Here is a 22,688-nt window from a genome sequence, read left to right as displayed (position 1 = left end):
TTGAGTCCGGTGAGGGTGGGACGGTAAGGCTAGAGCGTAAACTCCTCGCGCGGGATGGCCCGTTCCCAGACGACCTCGAACGCGGCGATCACCATCTTGACCGTGGCCGAGTCCTCATTGAACTCGTGTCCCGCCCACTCGCCATCACCGGTGAACCAGTGGAACAGCACGAGACGGCCGTCGATCAGCCAGAGGTCGTTGCCGGGGCAGCAGGGCTCCAGGCCGAACGCTAGAGGATGTTCCAGGGGAGCTGCGTGTCCCTCCTCCTGAGCCCGTCGAATCGCCGCCGGATCTCACTCAAAGACTCAGGAGCATGTCGAACTTTTCGTGCGTTAGTGGTGATCATGCGCAGCTCCCGAATATCACGCAAAACCGAGTAGCCGGCGCATTTCGTTACGTCCCACCCGTAGGTGCTCGCGAAGGCTTGGTAGTGAGCTTGGCCGTAGCCGAACCGCCGGCAGTGGACTTCGACCGTGACGAGGTCCCATTCCGGCTGACCATGGGCGACCGTGTCCCAGTCGCACAGCACCGCAGATCCGTCGGTGGTGTGCAACGCGTTTCGGTGCTGTGGGTCGCCCTGTATCAGTCCGGGGGGAAGCGCGAAGTCGACTCCCCACAATGCCCCCTCGAGTCGGTCTGCCTCCTCCTCCATGTATCGGATGGCTGCGGCAGGGAGACATGTGATCGCGGTCAGTGAGCGGCGGATCGCACGGATGTTGTCGTGCTCAGCAAGGGCGATCGGGGGCGGAGGCAGCGAGTGGAGCGCCTTGAGGGGACCGGCCAGCTGCCCGGCCGCCACCGGGTGCTCGGGTTGTGGCAGGTAGGTCCAGAAGGTGACAGAGTGCCCATCTACGATCAGCGGCTGATCGCAGGGGTGCAGCGGGGCGGTAGGAAAGCCTGCTTCGATGAGCCAGCGTACGAAGGTAACTGTGCGCGCAACGCTCTCGACGTCCGTTCCCTTCCGAGCGATCTTGGCCACCACCTGCTCCTTCTCCAGGAGGAGAACCGCGTTGGTGTGACCGCGCAGCAGACGCGCATCACGGCTGTCGAGGCCGGCCTTCGCGCAGGCCCGCTCTAGTACCTGGTACATCTCGAACTCGTCGAACCCACCCGGGGCCGGCGTGATTGTCATGTCGCACAGGCTTACCGACACGGGCCCGTCCTGTCACATCCGGCCTGGCGGAAGCTCGATGATCTCAAGAAGCTCGCGCGCCGCCCGGCCTGTCCGTATCACCGCCGGAAGGACCTGTACAACCTCGCGGGCTCTTTCCTCCACGATCGGTGTGCGGTGGGCGGGGTCCATCCGCAGGAAGGTAGCGCCGGCCAGCTGGCACGCTTCGTCAGGACTTCGGTCCCGCGCGTAGCAGATGGCTGCTTCAAGCCGGAGGAGGGCAGGATCGATCCCTGTCTTGTCCTGGTAGAGGACGAGCGCCTGCTCCTGGACTTGGCGGGCCTCGCGCGTGTGCCCGAGAGCGGTCAGCGTCCCGCTCTTGTAGAGCAGGTAGCGGCGCTCCGGAAAGGCGAAGGCATCGTCCGCCGAGTCTCCGCCGAACTGTTCAAACACCTTCGTCGCGTAGCGCAGTGCGGCCTCGGCCTCGGCCTCGGCGCCGAGCTTGGCCAAGGCCCGAGCCTCGGCCGCCGCCGCGAAGGCGTGCGTGGCACTGGTTCGTGCTCTACTACTGATCACCCTGGCCTCCCGGCACAGACTCACCGCGTTGGCGACCGGACCGTAGTAGAAGGGCAGCATCGCCGCCTGAGCCCTGACGCGGGCTCGAAGCTCCGAGTTTCCGCTGTCGTCCGCAGCGGTACGCGCTGTGGCGTACCAAGATCGCGACCGCGTGAGGTCGCCGAGCTTCATGAGCGCGTCGGCAGTCAGAGTGGAAAGCATCGCCGTCAGCTCCGAGAGCCGAACTTGGACGACGGCCGGCTGTCGGCATGCGGCCAACTCCTCGACCTCGGCAAGCAGGTCCAGAAGGCGGGTGAGCATCAGAGCCGGCGGGGTGGAGATGTACTCCTGGCTGGCCCAAAGGACCATCTCGTCGATGTGGTCCAGCTGGCTGGAGTTGACCGTCGCGGAGGCGAGGGTACGGTCCACAGCACGCCGCGCGGCGTCGACCCTGTGCGAGAGGTGCTCGGCAGCCGTCGGGATCCACTCGCCGATGGCGGACATGGGGGTGACCTCGGCGCGGTGCACATGCCGGGACTCTGCCCGGAAGACGATGCCGGCGACAGCCTCGGTGTCTTCCAGGCCCAGATCACTGGGCGAGCAGCCATAGAAGGCGGCGAGCACGAGCACGGTGGAGCGAAGCGGTTGATGCCCTCCCGTTTCCCAAAGCCGCAGCTGTTCCACGGTGACCCGGGGGGCCCTGTCCAGGTGAGAGACGAGCTCGCGGATCTGGTCCGCTGCCTCGGCCAGGGTAAGACCCTTGGCCAGACGTTGTGCGCGCAAGGGGGAGACGGAGCAGTGCGCCTGAATCGTGCGGGCGATCTCGTCGGTTGAGTGTCCGCGTTCGGCACCGCTCTCACGTAACCGCTTTGCGCAGGACGGACGATGAGGTCCAGGGCCAGGTCGCATGGAGTTGATTCCCTTCGAACTCGCCGACCAGCGTACTGACATGCCGTCCGCTCTGCGTCAAGAAAACGCGGCTCCGTCAAGTACGGCCCTGGAAATACGTGAAGCGTCACGCAAGCCAGTCACGTATACGTGAACCGTCACGGTTGCCGCTCCTGGTGCACGAGGGCAACTCTTGCCCCCCTCGGGCTTCCCGAGACCACAAACCGCTCGCCGGCCACGACACCTGACGGTCCTGGCTCGTGAGCCCGCGGGTGCCGCCGCGCTCCGGACATCGGCCGGCGGCACCCGCCATCCAGGATTGGGGGTGCGCTCAATGACGTCGACCCGGAAGACCGGGCAGTTCCTCGCTGTCCTGGCGCACGATGTCGAGGCGAAACTGACGACGATCCAGCTCGCGAACTCGGAATATGCCGTGCCCAAGTCGCGGCAGTTCCTCCAGGAAGAGCTCCTCGGCTGGGGATTCAGCGGCGAAGACGAGCTGACGGGCCGCGTCCTTCTCGTGGCCAGCGAGCTGGTGACGAACTCCGTGCTTCATGGTCGAACTCGGCCGACGTGCGAGACCGAGACGCTCGGGCTGTCGCTCTCCGTCAAACCCGGCGCGGCACTCGGCATCCTGGTGACCGACAACTCGCCGAAGGTTCCTGCGCCGGTGTTCCGGCCCGACACCGCGGACGGTGGGCGCGGTCTCCGGCTCGTCTCCGCGATTGCCGACCACTGGACGGCTGCTCCCGCGACACGTGACGGAGAGGTTGTCGGCAAGGGAGTGTGGGCCTTCTTCCGCTGGCCGGGCGAGGCGGAGGTACCCGCTCGTAAACCCGAGGTCGCCTCGATCGGATGCACGGCTGTGGAGGCGCGGTGATCGTCGCCATCGGCGGTCGGCCGCGTACGGGCAAGTCGGAATTGGCCAGGCATCTCGCGATCGTCATCGGCGGGGTCCTGCTCGACCTCGCCCAACTGCGAACCGTGCTGTTCCCTACATCCCGCACCACCTCGCACGAGCAAGCGGCCCGCCTCTACGAGTGGCTGCTGCAGGCCGCGGTGTGGAATCTCCACCAGCGCCCCACTTCCCCGGTAGTCCTCGATGCTCATCCCCTCACACGGGCCCGCGATGTGCGAGCGCTCCGGCATCTCGCCAGCGGTATAGGCCACCGGCTTCACGTCATCGAATGCATCCGCACAGCCCCTGTGTCGGAGGATCCCGCTCAAAAGGCCCACCAGGACGCTGAAGGGCCCCCTGGAGATGCCAGGAGCACGGGTTCGATTCTGGCTCCGAAGATCGTCGTGGACACCCAACAGCCCATGGCCGAGTGCGTCACGGAGATTCTGCACGCACTCGCCGGCTCCCCTAGAACTGAGCGATTTCCGCACGCGCCGCATCCCTACGCCACCGAGCCACCCACGGCTTATTCCTGCCACTGATAGCCGCACGACGCACGGAGTAGAGCGAACGTCCGTCTGGCTCCCTGGCTCCTCCCGGCCTCCGAGCGCTCCGCAATCTCCGCTCGGGCCCCCCGGGAACTGACCACCGGAAGCCGCTGGCTTGCTCGTCCACCGCTCCCGTCTCCTGCCGTACCCACAAGGACTCCCACCATGTGTCAGCACCAACCCCCGTGCCCGAGCTCCGACTCCGCAGACCGTGAGGCGGCCCGTCTCTCGGCCCATCACCCCGAGCAGGGGTGGAGCCTTCTGTGCAACGGCGTCCTGCTCTTCGACGACACCGGCGAACTGCTCCCCGACGGCCAGATCGTCGCCCCTCACCGTGCCCTGCCGACGGCGGTGGCAGCGTGAAGCTCCCTTCCCCGCGTCCCCCCGCGGAGATCCCCCACCGCCCTCGGCGGGTGGGCCGGATTGAGGACCACGGCCTCGTCGGCAACGGGCGCACCGGCGCGCTGGTCGACCGCGACGGCAGCATCGACTGGATGTGTCTGCCGCGCTTCGACTCCGCAGCCGCGTTCACCGCGCTGCTGGGCAGCGAGAACCACGGCATGTGGCGCATCGGGCCCGCCGGGCCGCACGGCACCGCGCCCGCCGCCGACGGGCGGCGCTATCTCGACGGCACGCTGATCCTGGAATCCACCTGGATCACTCCCTCCGGCACCATCCAGCTTCTCGACTTCATGCCCTTCACCGAAAAGGACGACGTGACGCAACTGGTCCGGATCATCAAGGGCGTCAGCGGCCGGGTCCCGATGCGGTCCGTCCTTCGGGCCCGCCCCGGTTACGGCCGGGCTGTTCCGCGGCTCGACATCGCCGGCCGCCAGGCGAGCGTCGGCCTGGGCGACGGCCGCCTCTGGCTCGACACCGACGCCCCCACCCGCGCGTCCGGCGGCGACCTGATCTCCGAGTTCAGCGTCGCAAAGGACGAGCAACTGGCCTTCGCGCTCGCGTGGCAGCCCGGGGGCGACGAGCCGCCCCCGCTTCCCGCGCCGGGAGGGCTGCTGAAGCAGACCGAGGACTTCTGGGCGGGCTGGACGGCCAAGTCCACGTACTCCGGCCCCCACTGGGAGGCGGTCGAGCGCTCTCTCATCACGTTGAAAACCCTCCAGTACGGACCGACCGGCGGATTCGTGGCTGCTCCGACCACCTCGCTGCCCGAGGAAATCGGCGGCGAGCGCAACTGGGACTACCGCTACTGCTGGCCTCGTGACTCCGCCATGACGGTCGAAGCCCTTCTCAGCTGCGGCTACGTGGAGGAGGCCCGGGCCTGGATCGGCTGGCTGCGAACAGCCATCGGCGGCCGGCCCGAGAGCCTGCAGGCCATTTACCGGGTCGATGGCAGCCGAGAGCTGACCGAGGCCGAGCTCGGCTGGCTGCCTGGCTTCGAGAACTCCGCCCCGGTCCGCATCGGGAACGGAGCCGCGAAGCAGCTACAGCTCGATGTGTACGGCGAGATCGTCGGCGCCCTGTACGCGGCCCAGGAGCACGATCCGGAGCTGGCTGCTGTCGTAGCCCCGATCATCACGGACCTCGTCGCGTGCCTGGAGATCCTCTGGGAGCAGCCGGACGAGGGAATCTGGGAAGTCCGTGGTCCGCGCCGGCACTTCGTGCACTCCAAGGTGATGGCCTGGTGCGCGGTCGACCGTGCGGTCAGGCTCATCGAGGGTGGCCGTGCCGAAGGGCCACTGCAGAGGTGGCGTGAGCTGCGCAACGCGATCCACCAGCAGGTGTGCGAGCGAGGATACGACGAGGAACGCAACACCTTTACGCAGTCGTACGGCTCGACGGAGCTGGACGTCTCCCTGTTGCAGATCGTGACGACCGGGTTCCTGCCGCCGGACGACAAGCGGGTCATCGGCACGGTCGAGGCGATCCAGCAGGAGCTGTCCACGACGGGCGGGTTCCTGCTGCGCTACCGCACCGGGGGCGAGGTGCCGGGCGTCGACGGCCTCGCCGGCGACGAGGGCACCTTCCTCATCGGCTCGGGGTGGTTGATCGTGGCGCTCTGCACCATCGGCCGCGTCAACGAAGCCGAGATCCTCCTGGAGAGCCTGCTCCGGATCCGCAGCGACCTCGGCCTGCTCGCCGAGGAGTGGGACGTTCAGCACCAGCGCCAGCTGGGCAACTTCCCGCAGGGGTTCTCACACATCGCTGTCATTCAGGCGATCCGGGCCGTCGCAACCGCCCGCGCTTCTCAGGGGCGCCGGATCGCTGCGGGGGTGATCGGGCGGTGAGTGCCTCTTTTTCGTTACCGGCGGGTGGGCTGAGGCAGACGCGGGGGCGGCACCGGGCTTCGCAGGGCCGAACCTCCGGCCTCGTCCTGATCGGGGCGAACCTGATCGGTCTGACGCTGGTCGGCTGCATGGTCGCTGACGAGTCCAACGACTCCCGCAACTTTGGAGCAGCGGTGACGATCCCGGACATGGCTTCTGCCGAAGAGCAGCCGTCGAAGACGGCCAACGCCACGGCAGCATCCGACCCCACGGCCCGCCCGGTTGGCCTCGCAGGACACGGGGAGGCGGCATGAGCACCGATTCCATCGACATCGCCGTACATGCGGGCGCCCTGTCGGACGGGCTGTGTGAGCAGCTCGCGGTCGTTGGACAGCGGGGCATCGCGGGGTTCAGCGACGACCGCCCGGTCAGTGCCTCGCTGGTGCGGTCGAGACTGACGAACGCTCTGACCGGCGCGCCTCCGGTACTCGTGCTCGCCAGAGCCGACGAGGAACTGGTCGGGTGGTGCGCGGTCCGGCACCCCGAACCCCACGAGGCTCGCGCCCGTTTGTGGGGGCCGGTCGTCGATCCGCGCGTACGCCGGTCCGGTCTGGGTTCGCAGCTGCTGCGAGAGGTCACCGGACTGGTCGTGTGGCCGTTGGTGACCACGGATGTGCCTCTGGACCGGCCTGGCGCCGCCGAGTTCTTCGCCGGAGCGGAGTGGTGTGTGCTGGACGAGGTGACCGTCCTGCGCGGTGTCCCGCTCACGGGGAGTATGGAGATCGTCGGCAACGGCGTCGGGTTCGACGACCTGGATGGATACGTTGCTGCGGCGGCGCGCCAGTTCGGTGGGCATCCGGTCGGGTTCGCTGAGGCGACGCTACGGCGATGGCGGGACGACGCGCGGTTCCAGCCCGAGCACCTGTTGCTCGACCCGCAGACCGGATCGCTGCTGCTGGCCCTCGCCCAGCACAACGAAGCCAGCAGCGAGCTGCTCCTGGCGGAGCTGTGGGCGGCACCCAGCGCACGTCGGCCGCTGATCCGGGCCGCGCACACGGTGGCTGCCCGCCAGGGCCTGGAGGTCGTGCGCGCGGTGACCCGAGACGATCCGACGCCGTTCGTCGCCTGCGGCATGACCGTCATGGGCCGCTGCCTGATCTTCACACCGCCCGGCGACCGCTAAGCCCGGCTCTTCACCATCGGCCCCATCTGAATTGAGAGGAAACCCATGTCCCTTTTTCTGGAGTCGCCCGTGGTCCACTCGGTCGACTTCGTCGGCCGCAAGGCCGAGGCCCAGCAGCTGACCGACACGCTCGTCGAGCGCCTGCGTGCCGCTCCCCTCGTACGCGAGATGCTTTTCGACGACGAGCAGGGATCCTGGGTGTGCGCGCTCGCCGACGGCGGGCGGGGGCGTCTGGCGCTGGCCGCGCCGGCCGATCCCGCCGCGGTCGCGGACCGGACCCACCGGATTGTGGCGACCTTCGAGAAGGGCAACCTCCACGATCGGACGTTCTTCTTCCAGACCGTCACACATCTGCCGTTCACCGACTCGGAGATGGCCGCCGTCGCCTCGGAGCTGCCCTTGACGAGCACGCTGCCGGAGCGCTGGCCGAACAAGCCGCTCGCCGACGTCGGGCTGGTACTGACCATCCACCACATGCGTGACTTCCTTGTCCTGGTCAACAGCCTGGTCGAGCTCGGCGTCGATCCGGCGCACATGACGGTGATCGACAAGGAGTACCAGTACGCCAACTCCCGCCGTGTCGACGCCCACCTCGTGCAGCGTCTCGGGATCACGGTGTGGCGCTACCGGGACCTGCGTGTGGGGCTGGAGGACCATGTGTCGCGGGTGACCGCGGCGGGCAAGCGCAGCATCGTCATGGACGACGGAGGATACGTCCTGCCGATGGTGCTGAAGGAACTTCCCGAGAGTGCCGGGCACTTCATCGGTCTTGTGGAGCAGACCACCTCCGGTATCCGGAAGCTGGCCGGGTTCGACCTCCCGCTCCCGCTGTTCAGCGTGGCCGAGAGCGACATGAAGGGCATGATTGAGTCCTACGGCATCGCCGACGCCGCGGTCCGAAACACCCTGCGGCTGCTTCCGGACGAGAAGTTCGAGGGCCAGGCTGCACTTGTGCTCGGCTTCGGCCGGATCGGCCGCGAGGTGGCCCGCGTCCTGGACAGTCGGCGGATGCGGGTGGCGGTGTTCGACGCCGACATCACGCGCCTGGTCGCCGCGCACGAGGAAGGTTTCCTCACCGGCCGGTCGCTGACCGAGCTGGTGGACTCCCACCAGCCGCGGCTGGTCATCGGCTGCGTCGGCAGCCGCAGCTTCGGTCTGGAGCAGGCCAGGCTCCTGCCCCCTCGTTCGTTCCTGGTCAGCACCACGAGCCGGAACTATGAGTTCGCGCTTGACGAGCTGCGCGAGGGCAGCAAGGCGGTGCGGGACCGGGGCGTGCTCGGCACCGGCTACCTGTTCCCCGACGGGTCGGAGGTCGTCGTCGTGGGTCACGGCATGCCCATCAACTTCCACTTCGCCGAGAGCCTGTCCAACAGGTACGTGGACCTGGTGATGGCCGGGCTCGCCGTCGGCGCGGTCGCGGTGGCCCAGGGAGGCGAGCGGCGGCTGCAGCCCGGACACAACCTCGCCGCCACCAACGAGATCCTGGCCGAGTCCGGGATCGTCGACGCCTATTACCAGCTCTACGGCCCCGCCATCACCACGGCGACGGGGAGCGGGCATGGGTGAGCGGATCTTCGCCCTCAACGATCTGACCGGCACCGACTCGGTCTGCCCCTGCCTGTCGTGCCACCTGGGGACCGTATTCGCCGAGCACTTGACCGACCTGCGCACCGGGTATCCCGGGCGGGTCACGCCGCTGGGACACCGGGGTGCCGGGCCGGGAAAGACTGCGGTGCCGCATCTGGTCGCCCTGCGCCTGGGCGAAGGGCTGCTCGACGTCGTGGTGTGGGAGGAGATGAGCCCCGCCCAGCTCGCCGCGTGGCTCCCATACGCCGAGACCCGCGCGCGCGTGCCGCAGCTGGCCCAGCGGATACCGAGCCTCGTCCGCATCCGGCAGGCCCTACGCGCCGGCACGTTCGCCCCCGCGGGTGAGGCCGGCGCCGCGCTGGCGGGCGACCGTTACCCCTCATTCCGCTTTTTCGTCGAGCACTGGCCCCAGATCAAGAAGGAGTTCTCCGCATGAACACCGAATCCAGCGACTTCGGCACCGTCGGCACCGACTACGCCTCCTACTCCGAGGGCGGGCGCGGCAGGCTGCGGCACGAGATCGTGGCGCGCCGCGTCCTTGAGGAGCTCGGCGACAAGCCCGCCCGCGTCCTGGACGTCGGCTGCGGCGACGGCGAGATGGTGCTGCGCCTGGCAGCGGCAGGGCATCACATCACCGGGGCCGAGGTCTCCTCCGACATGCTCAAGCGCGCCGAGGAGAAGCTGGCCGCGGCCGGCCTGGCCGAGGACGTGAGGCTCGTCGAGGCCGACATCTACGACCTGCCCTTCGACGGCGAGGTCTTCGACGCGGTGTGCTGCCACGGCGTCGTGATGTACCTGCCCGACTCCGCCGAGCCCATCGCCAATCTCGCCCGACTCGTCGCCCCCGGCGGCATCCTCAGCGTTCTCACCAAGAACACCCTCGCTGTCGGAGTGCGCGAAGCCCTGCGCGGCCAGTACGACACGGCCCTGGCCCAGATCGAGACCACCCAGGCAGCGAGCATGGGCAACCTTGGCATCATCACGCGTGGCGACGCCCCCTACCGTCTGAACCAGCTCGCCAGCGACAACGGCCTGGTCCCGCTGCCTTGGCAGGGCGTGCGGATCTTCCACGACCACCTCGGCAATGACTGGCGACCGGAGGAGGACGTTTTCCAGAAGGCGCTGGCCACGGAGTGGGCCGCCTCCATCCAGAGCCCCTACCGGGAGCTCGGCCGTCTCGTGCACGCCGTCGCCCGCCGCGAGGCAACCGCATGACCACGGTTCCTGTCAGGCCGCTGACCGTCGGCGCCCTCGCTCGCGACCTCGTCGCGAGCGCGGGCCAGGCGGTCAGCGCCCTGCGCTGCTACGAGACGCTCGCCGCACTCTGGGTCCGGTCCGAAGACCGTCGCCTGCCGACGGCCGAGCGGCTGCGGGCCTCCACCCTGCGCGCCGCCGGGCGGCTCATCCGCGGCGAGATGCAGGTGGCCGCCCCAGACGCAGATCTCGTGCCATGTGAGCTGACCAGCGACGAGTCGATCGTGCACCTCCCGGCGTCCCTGGCCATCCAGGGCGTGGAGTGGCCCGACATCGTCCAGCTCTCCGAGCTGTGGCTGTCAGCCCAGTCGAACGGATGGCCGGTCGCGGTGGTGGGCGTGCGGACGGGCGGGGCCTATCTCGCTCCTCTCGTCGCCGCCCGCCTCGCCCGCGAAGGGCTCGACGTCCACCTCGCCTCCGTACGACCGGGCGAGCGAATCACGCCGGGCCGGCCCAGGGTCCTGCTGGTGGACGACCCGCCGCTGACCGGCCGGACCCTTGTGTCCCTCGCGCAGCGCCTGGCCGAACCCGGCAACGCCGACGTCCTTGTTCCGGTCTTCCGTGACGACGACGCCCAACCGCTGCGGGACGCCGGCATCTCGGTCACCGTCCTGCCGCGCTCCCGCTGGGCCTCCACCCGCCGCCTCGCCTCGGGCGCGCTCGACACTTACCTGGTCAAGGAGGCCACGTGGCTCGGCCGCACCAAAGCGCCGGTGAGCGTGGTGGGCTTCCGGCCGGGGAGGGAGAACTCAGCACTGGCCGCATGGCCGGGCTTGCGGCGCCGCTCCCCCGCCAGGGCCGCCTTCACCCTGTCGACCCGGCACGGCCGGCAACCGGTGGTGGCGTCCTGGGTTCCGCCCGGCATCTTCGGTGACGCGGCCCGCGCGACGGCCACCGCGTTGTCGAGCGCTCTGACGCCGGCCACCGTGGGTGTCGCACCAGCCATGGTGATCAGCGAAGACCTGAGCACGTCCGTCCAGCTGCCCCCGCGTGGGGACTTCTGGCTCGACGACGCAGTCGGCTACGCCCTGGACCGCTCCGTCCAGCTCCCCGTTGCGATGAGCCTGCGCGCTCCCGCTCCCATCCCGGCGGCCTTGAAGACGGTCGCCACCGCGCTCACTAGCGGCAACCCAGGGATGGTCCTGCCCCGGCTGCACCGCTGGGTGATGTCGATGGGGTCCTCGGTGCCGGACGGCCGGTGCGAGGCAGAGAAGTGGCTCATCGACGCCGAAGGCGGCCTGCGCAAAACCGGCCACCTCACCCACGCCTACCGCCGCGACAACGAACTGCTCACCCCGCTCGTCGACCTGGCCGCCATCATCGTCGCGTTCGGCACCGACCTGAAGACGGTGGCCGCCGCCGTCGACCAGCGCCTTCCCGACGATGATTCCTGCCTGCCGGCGCTCGCGACGGCCATGCTCTGCTACGGCGTCGCCCGGGGTGAACAACTGCCCCGCACCTACAACCCGGAGCGAGCAGCAGCCACGGCGAGAGAGGCGCACCGTCTCCAGCGGGCCATGATCGACGCCGCGCTCGTCCTGCAGGAAGCACTGCACATTCCGGTGAGCTCACGGACGCCGGTGCTTCGCAGGTGGCGGCACCAGCCCGCGGCTCTACTCCAGCCCATGCTGCCCTTCCGAGGCCGTCCGGCACCCAAGGCTCCGCGGATCGATACCCGGAACGTCGAGGAAGCGGTCACCCGGTGGGCCGAGGGCCGGTTCGAGCCGGTACAGGCCGGCAGCACCCTGCTGCTGGCGCCGCTCGGCCCCGCCTCGACCTGGCAGCACGCGACCGCCGAGCTCGGTGACCTCGCTGCCCGGCTCCCCCACCCCCACCTGCTCGCCTGGTGCGGCGTGCCCCTCGTCCAGCTGGAGGAAACGTGCTGATCTTCGACTTCGACGGCGTCCTGCACGACTCCCGCGAACGGGCCTGGCGCGCTTACCAGACCGCCCGCAGCGAGATGGAGTTGTGGGATCTGCCCGACCTGGCCGGTCCGGACGAGCTGCCCCAGATCTATCAGGGCGTGCTCAGCCAGTCGCTGACCCGCTGGATCCCGTACGAGGCGGCTGAGCTGTTCTGGCAGCGGCATGCCGGGCTCACCGACCTCACTGCCGACGAAGACGGGCATGGCGTCATGCCTGACCTCGTCGGCGTCCTCGGTGATCTTGCGGGCCGCGCCGGGTACGGCATCGTGACCGGCAGCCACGGCACCACGGTCGAACGCCTGCTGCGACGGAATCTCGACGAGGACGCGATGCCGCGGGTGCTGCTCTCGCGGGACGAGGCCGGTAGCAAGGCGCTCAAACTCCAGCTGATGCACCGGCAATACGGTGCGACCGCCTATATCGGCGACACCGGTAGCGACATCCGTCACGCCCACGCCGCCGACCTGGAGGCCGTCGCCGTCAGCTACGGATACGCCGACGTCGACGACCTCACCGCCGCCGGCCCTGACCTCGTCCTCCACACAGCGGCCGAGCTCGCCTCATGGTGCCGCGTCTGGCATCGTGGCGGCCATCGGAACGGTCTTCGGCGTCATGACCCAGATGAACCAGGTTCGCCCGGCAATAGGCGGCAGGGCGTAACGCCCGGGTCGCACCATCTGGACGGAGCGACCCCGCGCTGGGGCCTTCAAGCTCACGGCCGATTCCCAGCCTCAAGCCCCCCTGATCCGTTCCAGGGCCTCGTCTTCACAGGGAGCAAAAGGAGGGCCTGGGTGAGGTGGGGGCGGACCCGGCCGTTCTGCGTCCCGCGGGTCGCAGTGACAGGGCCTTGCCCGTGCACTCCGTTCCGGCACGGCGGGAAGGAATCTAGGCGATGGAGGTCGGGCCGAGGTTGTCGGCGACGGCGTCCAGGGCGGCCCGCCACGGGTACGTGGCGGGATTACCCTGGCCCGGCTCGTTCGGGATGAAGCCGCCCTCGCCGTACAGCACCCGAACCCCCGCGCTCCGGAGTGCGTCGATCGAGCGCTCGAACTGCGGGTGCGCGACGTATGCCCGGTTCACGCACGGCATCATCGCCATGGGGATGCCCTTGCCGATGCCCTCGGCAACTACGCCGACGAGCCACTTGTCCGTGATCCCGAGCGCCCACTGGTTGATCGTGTTGAAGGTCGCCGGCGCGACGATCACGGCGTCCGGCTTCGGCCATACGTCCGGCTGTCCGGGGAGGCGGTAGTCCCAGCGGACGGGGTGGCCGGTGAGGGCGGCGAGGCCGTCGAGGGAGTCGGCGAGCCAGCGGGCGGCCGTCGGGGTGAGACCGAGGCATACGTCCCATCCGTCGGCCTGCGCCTCCTCGATGACGCGTGCGACGTCGAAGACCGGCGGGGCTGCGCTGCTGAACAGGTACAGGGTCGGAGTGGTCATGGGGGTATCCGATCACAGCCGGGCCGCCGCCAACTTGGCGGAGTCCCCTGTGAATCCGCCTCTCGCGGCAGAGAGCAGCGCGTAGCGTTCCGGGTGACGGGTCAGAGACGGGAGTCCGGTATGCCGACGCGGGACGGGGACCACACCGGTACGCGGATCAAGGAGCAGCGGAGGCTGGCGGGGCTGACGCAGCGGGAGCTGTCCGACCGGATTCCGTACTCGTACAGCTGGCTCACCCAGGTCGAGTGCGGAGCCCGGCCGGCGTCCTCGGACTTCGTCGCGGCCGTCGCGCGGGCGCTGCGGATCGATGTCACGGTGCTGACGGGTCAGCCGTACGTGACGCAGATGCAGGAGGACCGGCTCGCGGAGCTGATCCGGCCGATCCGTGAGTCCCTCGACCTGTACGACCTCGGCGACGAACCCCAGGTCACCACGCGCACGGCCGAGGAGCTCGTCACCGCCACCGAGGAATTGTGTGCCCATGTCCGCGCCACCCATCTGCACGCGGCGGCGGCAGCCCTTCCGGACGTCATCACGGAGCTGACCGTCCTGTGCTGGCGCTCGCCGACGACGGAGCTGTGGCAGGCCCTCGGTTCCGCCTACCGCACCGCGCACGACGTCACGGTGAAGCTGGGGTACTTCGATCTCGCCAGCGTCGCCCTCGACCGGCTCGGCTGGGCCGCGGAGCGGGCCTCGGATCCCTGCCTGGCGGCCATGCGGCAGTACTTCCGGGGACTGGTCTACTTCCGCGAAGGGGAGTACGGCATCGGCCTGCGCCTGGTCGGCTCCGGCCACAGACTGCTCGGCCCGGGCGACTCGACCCGCGAAGCCCTCACCGTCGCTGGCCAGCTTCACCTCGGCGGCTCCGTGCTTGCCGCGCGGGCGGAGGACGCTAGCGCGGCCGCCGACCACATCGCACGGGCCCGCGAGTACGCGGGGCGGGTCGGAGACGCCAGCAAGGTGCACTGGCTCAATTTCGGCCCGGTGAACGTGGCCTTGCACGAGATGACCGTGGCGATGGAGATGCGTCAGTACGACGAGGCGCTGCGGCAAGCCAAGGCGATCAAGCTGCCGGCCTCGATCGCGACGTCTCGCCGCGCGCACTTCTTCATCGACCGGGCCCTCATTGAGATGGAACTGGGCAAAGCAGAGCCGTCGTTGAGGTCGCTCTGGGCGGCGCGGCGAGCGGCGCCGGAGCAGACCCGCTATCACCCTGGTGCCAGGGAGACGATCCGCGGGCTCGTTCACCTCTCCCGCCGGACGCCGGAGCCGTTGCGGAACATGGCGGGCTGGATCGGCATGTAGGGGCAGCTGGGACTCTCGCTCAAGTGAAAGAGTTTCCAGGGTCCGCAGTGGCCACGATGGCGGCGTGAGCGATGACACGGACCTGACCGAGGAATTGTTGGACGGGCTGTCTCCCGAAGCAGTGGAGCAGGCCCGTGCGGCCATGGCGCGCCGCGAGGGACCCGCTGACGTGGAGACCTGCGACTACTGCCGGTCCGTCAGCGAGACGATGTTCCAGGCGCTCGCGGACGGCAAGGGCTTCGAGGAGCAGGTGGAGGTGGCCTACTTCCACATCCACAACGCACACGTGGACCCGGACACCGAGGGGCCGGCGACCTGAGGCTCCTCCGGCTTGCGCCGGCCGGACCCTGTCGGCGGCCCGCGCTCACGCACCAACCCCTCGTGGTCGAAGCCGACGCTGAGCAGGGTGCCCCCGCCGCTTCTTCGTGCATCGGCGGTGGGGTCACCCCGCCCCCGTTCTGTCACCGCCGCCCGCCGGACGCGGGCCATAGCTTTACCGCCTGCCGATCGAAGGAGGCTTCATGCCCGATTCACCGCACGTCTTACCCTCCGAGAGGATTGTCATTCTCGGCGCCGGCCCTTGTGGCCTGGCCTGTGCGGACGAGTTGAAGCGGCTGGGTCACCGTTCCTGGACGCTGCTGGAGGCGGCCCCTCTGCCCGGCGGACTTGCCTCGTCCGTGGTCGATTCGGCCGGCTTCACTTGGGACCTGGGGGGGCACGTGGTCTTCTCCCACTTCGGCGAGTTCGACAGGCTGCTTGCCGAGCTGTTCGCCCCCGACGAGCTGCTGCATCACGACCGGTCGTCCTACATCCGCTTCCGCGACCGATGGGTGCCCTACCCCTTCCAGCAATACCTCCACCGTCTCCCGGCCGAGGACGCCGAGGCGTGTGTGCACGATCTTCTTCGCGCCTGCCAGCGGCGCGAGGAGGGGAAGGCCGCGGGTATGGACTTCGCCACGTGGCTGCAGGCGATGTACGGATCGGGCCTGGTGGAGCGGTTCTTCGGCCCGTACAACTCCAAGGTCTGGGCGATGTCTCCTGAGCAGATGGCCTCGTCCTGGGTCGCTGAACGCGTCGCCCCGGTCGATCCCGGTGAAATCCTGGCTGCCTTCTCGGGGACCGCTCCGCCGGCCCGCCGGTGGGGACCCAACGCCACCTTCGCCTTCCCCGTCCGCGGCGGCACCGGAGAGATCTGGCGCCGCCTGGCCGCACGGCTCGACGACGGCCTGCGGACGTCAGTCCGCGCGGTCGCCGTCGACCCGGCCGCCCGCACTGTCACGCTCTCCGACGGCGAGCTCATCGGCTTCGACCACCTGGTGGCCACCGGTCCCCTTGACCAGCTCTCCGCCATCACGGCCGGCGCCCCGGGCACGGTGCGAGCGGCAGCCGGACGGCTGCGGCACACCACGGTGGCCATGGTCGGCCTCGGCTACGAGACCCCGACCACCGACGAACGGTCCTGGCTGTACTTCCCCCAGCCTGAGGTGCCGTTCTACCGAGCCACGAACTTCAGCAAGTACGCGCCTGCCAACGTCCCCGGCGCCGACACAATGGCGTTCAGTGCGTGGATGACCGAGACCTCCCTGCTGCCGGGAACCCGGCTGGACCACCGCCGGCTCATCCGCGACTGCGACCAGGCCCTGCGACGCCACGGCCTCGTCCCCGAGGACGCGCCGCTGGCCAGTACCCACCTGGAACTGATCGACTACGCCTACCCGATACCCACCCTCGACCGTGATGAGGCCCTGGACACAGTGGTGCCGTGGATGGAGTCCCAAGGAATCTACCCACGAGGCCGGTTCGGGACGTGGCGGTACGAGATCGGCAACATGGACCACGCGGTGAAGATGGGCATAGACATCGCCCGACGCCTGGTGCACGGCGCCACTGAAGAACTCCTCATTCCGGCACCCGACGCCATGGCGGCAACAGGGGGACGGAGGTGAGCGGCCGCAGCAACGGGCCGGTCGCCTTCGCCGGGCACCGCTTCGACGTCCGCACCGACGAGACCTTCCACGCTGACCAGAGCATCCACCTGCAGAACTTCTCCCCCGAGACCTCGCCGGCACCGCTATGCGGGCAGCTCACGCAGATACGCATCCACCACAGCGAAAACCTCTTTCGCGACCACGGAGCCCGCCTGGCCGATGCACAGTCGCTGGAGGTATTGCCGTTCCGCGGCGAGCCGTACCTGTCCTCATGGCTCGGGCAGGTCCGCTGGTGGAGGCCCGACCCCGCCTCGCACCTGCCGGCAGACCACCTGTACGCCCGCGACGCGACGGGCCGGCTTCACATCGTGCTGCACCCAGGGACCGACCGCGGCGAGCGGTACGCCCTGCGGGTGATCCGCGAGGTCGTCCTGCGCTGCGCCGAACACCGCGGCTGGACCACCTTCCACGCCGCAGCCGCCACGGTCGACGGCCACGGGATACTGATCGTCGGCCCATCCGGGGCCGGCAAGACCACCCTGCTCACGTCCCTGGCCGCCCACCGCCGCGCCGACCTCGTCGGGTCTGACCGCGTACTGGTCACCGAGTCGGCCGCGAGCGTGGTCGGGGTACCGATCTCGGTCCGGATCGCCGGCGGCACCCTGTCCGCGCTAGCCCCGAACAGCAGCCTTCCGCCGCACAGCGTGCTGCCGACCGACTTCGGCACGCCCCTCAAAGCCTCGTGGACCCCGAACGACTTCGCTGGCGCCTTCGCCGTCCGTGTGAGGGAAAGCGCCCCGCTGCGGCTCGTCGTGCTCCCGCGGCTCCATGACGACGACCGGGACATCAGCATCGCCTTCCCTGGCGCGGCGGCGGCTCGCGCCGCGCTCGCCGCAGTGTGCTGCACCCCGCACGACGAGGACTGGCTGCACCCGTGGTTCGCCGACCGCACCCGTCCCGAGGGCGAACTGGCCCGGCAGGCCGCCGACGTCATGGACGACCTGGTCGCCCGGGTGCCGGTGATGCAGGTGACCGTCGGAGTGCACACCCCTCACCTGCTGGAACGGCTCGCAGACGCCGTCGCGAGGAGGCTTCCGTGATACCCAAGCGCATCGCGCTGGTCGGCCCGGTCGCCTCCGGGAAGTCCACCCTCGCCGCCGCCATCGCGGCCCACACCGGCCTGCCCCACCTCGACCTGGACGAGCTGTTCTGGGGACCGAGGTGGACCCCTGTCGGCCCGGAGCTCTTCCACGCCCGCGTCCGAAACGCACTAGCCTCGGACATCTGGATCGCCGACGGCAACTACGGCGGCGAAGTCGGCGAGACACTGCTGGCCCGCGCCGAACTCGTCCTCTGGCTCGACCTGCCGCTGAAGATCTGCCTGCCCCGGCTGATCCACCGCTCGCTCCGGCGGGCCGGCACCCGGCAGGAGCTGTTCGCCGGGAACCGGGAGACCTTCAGCCACCTGCTCGCCCGCGACTCGATCCTGTGGTGGGGCCCGGCCCACCACCGCCGGCACCGCCGCCGCTGGGCCGAACATCTCCACCCGGACCAGGCCGACGGCCAGCCCGTCGTCCACCTCAACCGCCCCCACGCCATCACCGGCCGACTGCGATCCCTCGGTCTACTCGCCCCGAAGGAGGCGTGAGCCGCCGTGATCGCCTCCGTCGTCCGCGTCCCCTGGCACACCGCCCACGGCGGCTACGACCGCCTTCTCGACCACCTCCCCGAAGTCCGCCGCATCACCCCACCCGCCGGACCGCTCGCCACCAGGGCGGCCGGTCAGGCCCACCGTCTGCTTGCCCGAAGCTGCCCGCTGCCCTTCTACCCGGCCGAGCACTGCGCCACCGACCTGCACCTGCTGGCCTCTCGCTCGGCCGCCCACGTGCTGTACGGGGACGAGCAGTACTGGTTCTCCCGCCGCCGCCTCGGCCCGACCGCCGTCACCTATCACCAGCCGCCCGCATACCTCCAGCAGCACCTGCCGGCCCGCACGTGGCGAAAGCTCGCGCCGACCGCCGAACGCATCGTCGTCCTCGACCCGCACCAGCAGGCGTTCTTCGCCGACCTGGTGCCCGCCGACCGCGTGCACCTGGTACCCCACGGGATCGACACCACCGCCTTCACTCCGGCGCCCGCACCGCTCCCGTCGGACCGGCCGCTGGTGCTGACCGTCGGCTGGTGGCTGCGGGACTGGACCGTCCTGGACGCGGTCCACGAGCGGCTGCATCGCCGCTACGGCGACGGGGTCGAGCTGGTCGTCGTCACCCGCCAGGCCCGTACCCGGGCCTGGCACCCGGCCGCTCGCGTCCTCGAAGGCGTCGCCGAGCAGACCCTGGTCGCGCTGTACCGGCAGGCAGCCGTGATGCTGCTGCCGCTACTCGACGCGACCGCCAACAACGCGCTCCTGGAGGCGATGGCCTGCGGCACGCCGGTCGTCGCCACCGACGTCGGCGGCATCCGCCACTACACGGGAGAGGCAGCCCAGCTCCCCCCGCCCGGCGACGCCGCCGCGGCGACGGAGGCGGTGGAGAAGGTCCTCGCCGAGACCGGCACCGCCGCGCACGCCGCCAGGCGGTCCTCCGCCCGCGAACGGGCGGAACAGTTCGCCTGGCCCCTCGTCGCCGACCAAATGCGCAGCGTCTACCACCTGATGGAGGGAGAACGGTGACCGCGGCCGAGATGTGGCTGCAGGCCACCGTGCCCGTCCTGCTGACACTGCTGCTGGCCCGCGCGCTGTGGGCCTTGATCGCGGTCGAGGTATGCGCGAGATGGCTCCTCGCCTCCGCCGGCAGCACACCCATTGGGACGCAGGCGAGGCAGGACGCGGTGCCGTGGCTGGTGGTGCTACTGCCGATGCTGCGTGAGCAGACCATCGCGGAGGAGACGGTGACCGCGTTCAGGGCACTCGACTACCCACGCGACCGCGCCGCCGTCGTGGTCATCACCACCGAACGCGAAGTCTCCGCACGTGCCGGACACCGCGACCGGCTGGCGGCCCTGACCGCCCACGCCCCGCTAGAGGCAGGGCAGTTGCGGGGCCTGTTTCCGGCCGACCGCTGCCGCAAGGTCGCCGAGACGGTCAACGCCGAACGACCAGCCGACCGGCTACGGGTGCTGACCGAACTGTTCGACACCGAGCCGACCACCGCCGACATCGTGACGGCCCTCGCCGCCCGCCTGCCGGACGGAGGGCTGCCGCTGGTGCACCTCCACCAGCCCGATGTCGGCGGACGCAAAGCCGGACAGCTCAACTTCGCCCTCGACCGCCTGCAGCGGGTTCTCGGCCCGCTCGGGTGGAGGGAGGACGAGCACGCTGACGACACGTACGCAGTGGTCTACGACGCCGACGCGGCCCCCGACCGCCGCACTCTTCAGGCGTTCGCCACCGAGGCCACCGCACACCGGACCCGCACCCGGCACGCCCCGGCCCTGATCCAGCAGCAGCGGCTGCCGCTGCTGGCCCGCCGCCCCTTTCCGGCCGGCCCGGTCGGTCTGCTGCTGGAGGGGGAATGGGCCTACCAGCTGCGGCGCTCCCTCGGCATCGAACTCGCCCGCGTCCGCCTCCACCGCTTCCTGGCCGCCTCACGTCTGCCGGAGGCGGTCCGGATGTGGATGCGGCCCATGGTGTACGGGGTGGGCTGCGGCATGGCCGTCCATCTCCCTGCCGTCCGAGCGCTCGACGGCTTCCCCGAACCGATGGAAGACCTCGGCACCGGGCACCGGCTGTCCCTGCTCGGCGCCGACCTCACCGCCTCCACCGTCGCCGTCCTCGACGAGCCCTACACCGAACCTTCCGGACTGGCCAACCTCCACGCGCTGGCCTTCACGGCCTCCGCCCGCCCGGACCGCCACGCTGCCGCCGTCGCGCACCTTCCCTCCGCCCTCTCCCGCCCAGCCAGGGTGGTCCTGGTGGCCCGGGAGTGGGCGGACGAGGCCGCCTGGCTGCTCGGCGCCCCGCTGATCGCGGCGGCCGTCCTGTCCGCCTGGTGGGTCGGGCCCGTCTGGACGGCCGTCGCGGCTGCTGGCGTGCTGCTGCACGGCCCCGTGGCCACCGCCCGGCTACTGACCCTCGCCCCGGCCCTGCACGCGGCCGTCACCCCACCGCCCGGTCTCGCCCCCCTGCCCCGGACGTCCCCGGCCCACCTGGCATCGCTGGTCGCAGCCAGCCCGTTCCAGCCATTCGTACGACTGGCCGGACCCTGGCAGCTGATCTTCGCGAAGGTAGCCGGACGCCACCGCGGATTCGGCAAGACTGAACGCTGACAACCCTTCCCACCCACCACCGAAGCAGAGTTGGAGCCCACTCGTGGCCGAGCCTGTCACCCCGACCATCCGCACCTCCGCCAAAGCCGTCGTCGTCCACGGTGGTCAGGTCCTGCTCCAACGAGCCAACTGGGAGGGCCAGGACTGCTACTTCCTGCCCGGCGGCGGCCAGAACCCCGGCGAACCCCTCGACCAGACCGCCCGCCGCGAGGTCCACGAGGAAACCGGCCTGACCGTCACCGTGGACAAGCTGCTGTGGCTGCGCGAGTACATCGGCGCCAACCACGACCACGCCGACACCGAGGCCGGCACCCACCGCATCGAAGCGATCTTCCACTGCACCCCCGAAGGCGACCCCGGCCGCCTCGGCGGACACGCCGAAGATGACGTGCAGACCGGCCTGGAATGGGTGGAACTGGAGAAGGTTCCCGGTCTGAACCTGCTGCCCCACGCCCTCCGGCAGCCGATCGCCGGCCTCGCCACGGGCCAGCCCTCATCCGGCTATCTCGGCGACGTCGCCTGAACCCGTGGCGGCGATAGACGGCAGGGTTCCCGACAGCGCCCGGGAAATCACCACCGGACAGGCCAACCGCGTCTGGTACATCGACGGCCCAGTGCCGTATGTACTCAAGCACTACAGCGACCCGAACCGCGCCGCCAACGAGGCCGCCGCCCTGGCCCTCCTCACCATGCACGGCGCCCCGGCGCCCGAGCTCCTCGGGTCCGGTCCCGGGGGCAGTCCGGCGTGGACCGCGCAGACCGCGGCCCACGCCGAGCCCGTGCCCGCCGGCCAGCTCCTTCACGAGCTGGCCGGCCCCCTCGCCGCGGTCCACCGCATCACGGGCCCCCATACCGGTCGGCTCGCCGGAGCCCGGCAGTACCGCACCTGGCACCGCTACCTTCACGGCCGTCTCGACACGTACACGGCTGCCGCACCCGACCTCGCGCCCGCCGCGGCAGCGCTCCGCCGCCAACTCGACACCACGGACCTGGACATCGAGCCCAGACTGCTGCACCACGACCTGCAGCCGGGCCACCTCGTCAGGCCCGCGGTCGGCGGGGCACTGCTGCTGGACTGGGAACTCGCCGCCTTCGGCGACCCGCTGTCCGACCTCGCCCGCCTCGCCGTCCGTCTCGACCTCACCGACCCCACCGACGTGTTTCAGGTCGTCCACCAGCCCGCTCCGAACGCCGTCCGCAGGTTCCAGGTGTACTGGCGCATTCATCAGTTCGCCGACGCAGCCCTCAGCACCGATCCGACCGTACGGCAACGCGGCCGGGCTCGCCTGGGGCGAGAGCTATGCCCACTCCTTCCCGCGTGAACCACGACCTGTCGCAGGCTCCTCGCTGTTCACCGCCGCCGAGCGGCGACTCGGCGAATCCAACGGTTCTGGAAGATCGGCGGCCAGGAACTGGTTCAGCCGCCCCAATCCACGCGCACGGGTTCGCAGGTGAGGGCGCTGCCGAGACTTGCGAGGGCGGCGACAGCGTCGGGGCGGCAGAGCGTTCGAAGGGGGCGAGGCCATCCGATTCTGCCGAGAGCGCTGAAGAGGGCGGAAGATGCTTCTCGTCCGA

Annotated in this window: 22 protein-coding genes and 1 pseudogene; 19 read left to right on the top strand and 4 right to left on the bottom strand. The window is 70.0% G+C overall.

Features of this window, described 5'->3' with window-relative positions; all coding sequences use genetic code 11:
- Window positions 1-29 precede the first annotated feature (29 nt).
- The 3 genes and pseudogenes from AB0Q96_RS12435 to AB0Q96_RS12425 all read right to left on the bottom strand — a co-directional run.
- Window positions 30-206 (bottom strand): annotated as a pseudogene (locus tag AB0Q96_RS12435) (DUF6879 family protein); the annotation flags it as partial.
- Window positions 207-229: 23 nt separating this feature from the next.
- Window positions 230-1,132 (bottom strand): phosphotransferase, encoded by a 903-nt coding sequence (locus AB0Q96_RS12430; protein WP_365324420.1) that lies wholly within the window; start codon window positions 1,130-1,132, stop codon window positions 230-232.
- Window positions 1,133-1,165: 33 nt separating this feature from the next.
- The gene (locus AB0Q96_RS12425) at window positions 1,166-2,449 is read right to left on the bottom strand and encodes a helix-turn-helix transcriptional regulator (protein ID WP_365324418.1); all 1,284 of its coding nucleotides are present in this window, start codon (window positions 2,447-2,449) and stop codon (window positions 1,166-1,168) included.
- Between the two features lie 439 nt (window positions 2,450-2,888).
- On the opposite strand from AB0Q96_RS12425, the gene AB0Q96_RS12420 reads away from it, so the two are divergent.
- From AB0Q96_RS12420 to AB0Q96_RS12375, 10 genes are all read left to right on the top strand, one after another.
- Window positions 2,889-3,434: an ATP-binding protein gene (locus AB0Q96_RS12420; RefSeq protein WP_365324416.1), complete on the top strand. Its 546-nt coding sequence runs from the start codon at window positions 2,889-2,891 to the stop codon at window positions 3,432-3,434.
- On the top strand, window positions 3,431-3,994 hold the full coding sequence (locus AB0Q96_RS12415; protein ID WP_365324414.1) for an AAA family ATPase: 564 nt from the start codon (window positions 3,431-3,433) through the stop codon (window positions 3,992-3,994). The genes AB0Q96_RS12420 and AB0Q96_RS12415 overlap by 4 nt, the downstream gene beginning before the upstream one ends.
- 171 nt (window positions 3,995-4,165) lie before the next feature.
- Window positions 4,166-4,363 carry a DUF5999 family protein gene (locus AB0Q96_RS12410; RefSeq protein ID WP_365324412.1) on the top strand — a complete coding sequence of 66 codons (198 nt, stop codon included), beginning with the start codon at window positions 4,166-4,168 and terminating at the stop codon, window positions 4,361-4,363.
- Between the two features lie 50 nt (window positions 4,364-4,413).
- Window positions 4,414-6,246 (top strand): glycoside hydrolase family 15 protein, encoded by a 1,833-nt coding sequence (locus AB0Q96_RS12405; protein WP_365324410.1) that lies wholly within the window; start codon window positions 4,414-4,416, stop codon window positions 6,244-6,246.
- Between the two features lie 289 nt (window positions 6,247-6,535).
- Window positions 6,536-7,408, top strand: a complete 873-nt coding sequence (locus AB0Q96_RS12400; protein ID WP_365324408.1) for a GNAT family N-acetyltransferase — start codon at window positions 6,536-6,538, stop codon at window positions 7,406-7,408.
- Between the two features lie 45 nt (window positions 7,409-7,453).
- Window positions 7,454-8,974, top strand: coding sequence for a hypothetical protein (locus AB0Q96_RS12395; protein ID WP_365324405.1), 1,521 nt, complete (start codon window positions 7,454-7,456; stop codon window positions 8,972-8,974).
- Window positions 8,967-9,431 (top strand): hypothetical protein, encoded by a 465-nt coding sequence (locus tag AB0Q96_RS12390; RefSeq protein WP_086824661.1) that lies wholly within the window; start codon window positions 8,967-8,969, stop codon window positions 9,429-9,431. The genes AB0Q96_RS12395 and AB0Q96_RS12390 overlap by 8 nt, the downstream gene beginning before the upstream one ends.
- Window positions 9,428-10,210, top strand: coding sequence for a methyltransferase domain-containing protein (locus tag AB0Q96_RS12385; RefSeq protein ID WP_365324403.1), 783 nt, complete (start codon window positions 9,428-9,430; stop codon window positions 10,208-10,210). The genes AB0Q96_RS12390 and AB0Q96_RS12385 overlap by 4 nt, the downstream gene beginning before the upstream one ends.
- Window positions 10,207-12,135, top strand: coding sequence for a phosphoribosyltransferase (locus AB0Q96_RS12380; RefSeq protein ID WP_365324401.1), 1,929 nt, complete (start codon window positions 10,207-10,209; stop codon window positions 12,133-12,135). The genes AB0Q96_RS12385 and AB0Q96_RS12380 overlap by 4 nt, the downstream gene beginning before the upstream one ends.
- On the top strand, window positions 12,129-13,160 hold the full coding sequence (locus tag AB0Q96_RS12375; RefSeq protein ID WP_365324399.1) for an HAD hydrolase-like protein: 1,032 nt from the start codon (window positions 12,129-12,131) through the stop codon (window positions 13,158-13,160). The genes AB0Q96_RS12380 and AB0Q96_RS12375 overlap by 7 nt, the downstream gene beginning before the upstream one ends.
- Here AB0Q96_RS12375 and AB0Q96_RS12370 read toward each other — a convergent pair.
- Window positions 13,060-13,614, bottom strand: a complete 555-nt coding sequence (locus AB0Q96_RS12370; RefSeq protein ID WP_365324397.1) for a flavoprotein — start codon at window positions 13,612-13,614, stop codon at window positions 13,060-13,062. The genes AB0Q96_RS12375 and AB0Q96_RS12370 overlap by 101 nt on opposite strands.
- A 120-nt stretch (window positions 13,615-13,734) precedes the next feature.
- On the opposite strand from AB0Q96_RS12370, the gene AB0Q96_RS12365 reads away from it, so the two are divergent.
- The 9 genes from AB0Q96_RS12365 to AB0Q96_RS12325 all read left to right on the top strand — a co-directional run bounded on the left by AB0Q96_RS12365 (window position 13,735) and on the right by AB0Q96_RS12325 (window position 22,435).
- On the top strand, window positions 13,735-14,919 hold the full coding sequence (locus AB0Q96_RS12365; RefSeq protein ID WP_365324395.1) for a helix-turn-helix transcriptional regulator: 1,185 nt from the start codon (window positions 13,735-13,737) through the stop codon (window positions 14,917-14,919).
- A gap of 64 nt (window positions 14,920-14,983) precedes the next feature.
- Window positions 14,984-15,238 (top strand): hypothetical protein, encoded by a 255-nt coding sequence (locus AB0Q96_RS12360; protein WP_365324393.1) that lies wholly within the window; start codon window positions 14,984-14,986, stop codon window positions 15,236-15,238.
- 202 nt (window positions 15,239-15,440) lie between these two features.
- Window positions 15,441-16,865, top strand: a complete 1,425-nt coding sequence (locus AB0Q96_RS12355; protein WP_365324391.1) for an FAD-dependent oxidoreductase — start codon at window positions 15,441-15,443, stop codon at window positions 16,863-16,865.
- The gene (locus AB0Q96_RS12350; protein WP_365324389.1) at window positions 16,862-17,947 is read left to right on the top strand and encodes a hypothetical protein; all 1,086 of its coding nucleotides are present in this window, start codon (window positions 16,862-16,864) and stop codon (window positions 17,945-17,947) included. Before AB0Q96_RS12355 ends, AB0Q96_RS12350 begins: the two co-directional genes overlap by 4 nt.
- Window positions 17,944-18,495 carry a hypothetical protein gene (locus AB0Q96_RS12345; RefSeq protein WP_365324387.1) on the top strand — a complete coding sequence of 184 codons (552 nt, stop codon included), beginning with the start codon at window positions 17,944-17,946 and terminating at the stop codon, window positions 18,493-18,495. The genes AB0Q96_RS12350 and AB0Q96_RS12345 overlap by 4 nt, the downstream gene beginning before the upstream one ends.
- 6 nt (window positions 18,496-18,501) lie before the next feature.
- The gene (locus AB0Q96_RS12340; protein ID WP_365324385.1) at window positions 18,502-19,518 is read left to right on the top strand and encodes a glycosyltransferase; all 1,017 of its coding nucleotides are present in this window, start codon (window positions 18,502-18,504) and stop codon (window positions 19,516-19,518) included.
- Window positions 19,515-21,113 carry a hypothetical protein gene (locus AB0Q96_RS12335; protein WP_365324383.1) on the top strand — a complete coding sequence of 533 codons (1,599 nt, stop codon included), beginning with the start codon at window positions 19,515-19,517 and terminating at the stop codon, window positions 21,111-21,113. The genes AB0Q96_RS12340 and AB0Q96_RS12335 overlap by 4 nt, the downstream gene beginning before the upstream one ends.
- Window positions 21,114-21,156: 43 nt before the next feature.
- A complete protein-coding gene (locus AB0Q96_RS12330; RefSeq protein WP_365324381.1) occupies window positions 21,157-21,636 on the top strand; it encodes an NUDIX domain-containing protein in 480 nt (159 codons plus the stop codon).
- A 4-nt stretch (window positions 21,637-21,640) separates the two neighbouring features.
- Window positions 21,641-22,435 (top strand): phosphotransferase, encoded by a 795-nt coding sequence (locus AB0Q96_RS12325; protein WP_365324379.1) that lies wholly within the window; start codon window positions 21,641-21,643, stop codon window positions 22,433-22,435.
- Window positions 22,436-22,688: the final 253 nt, after the last annotated feature.

The sequence above is a fragment of the Streptomyces sp. NPDC093111 genome (genome assembly GCF_040683955.1).
Classification (GTDB): Bacteria; Actinomycetota; Actinomycetes; order Streptomycetales; family Streptomycetaceae; genus Streptomyces.
Note: the sequence above shows the minus strand (reverse complement) of the source record. Positions and strands in the feature narration are given on the sequence as shown.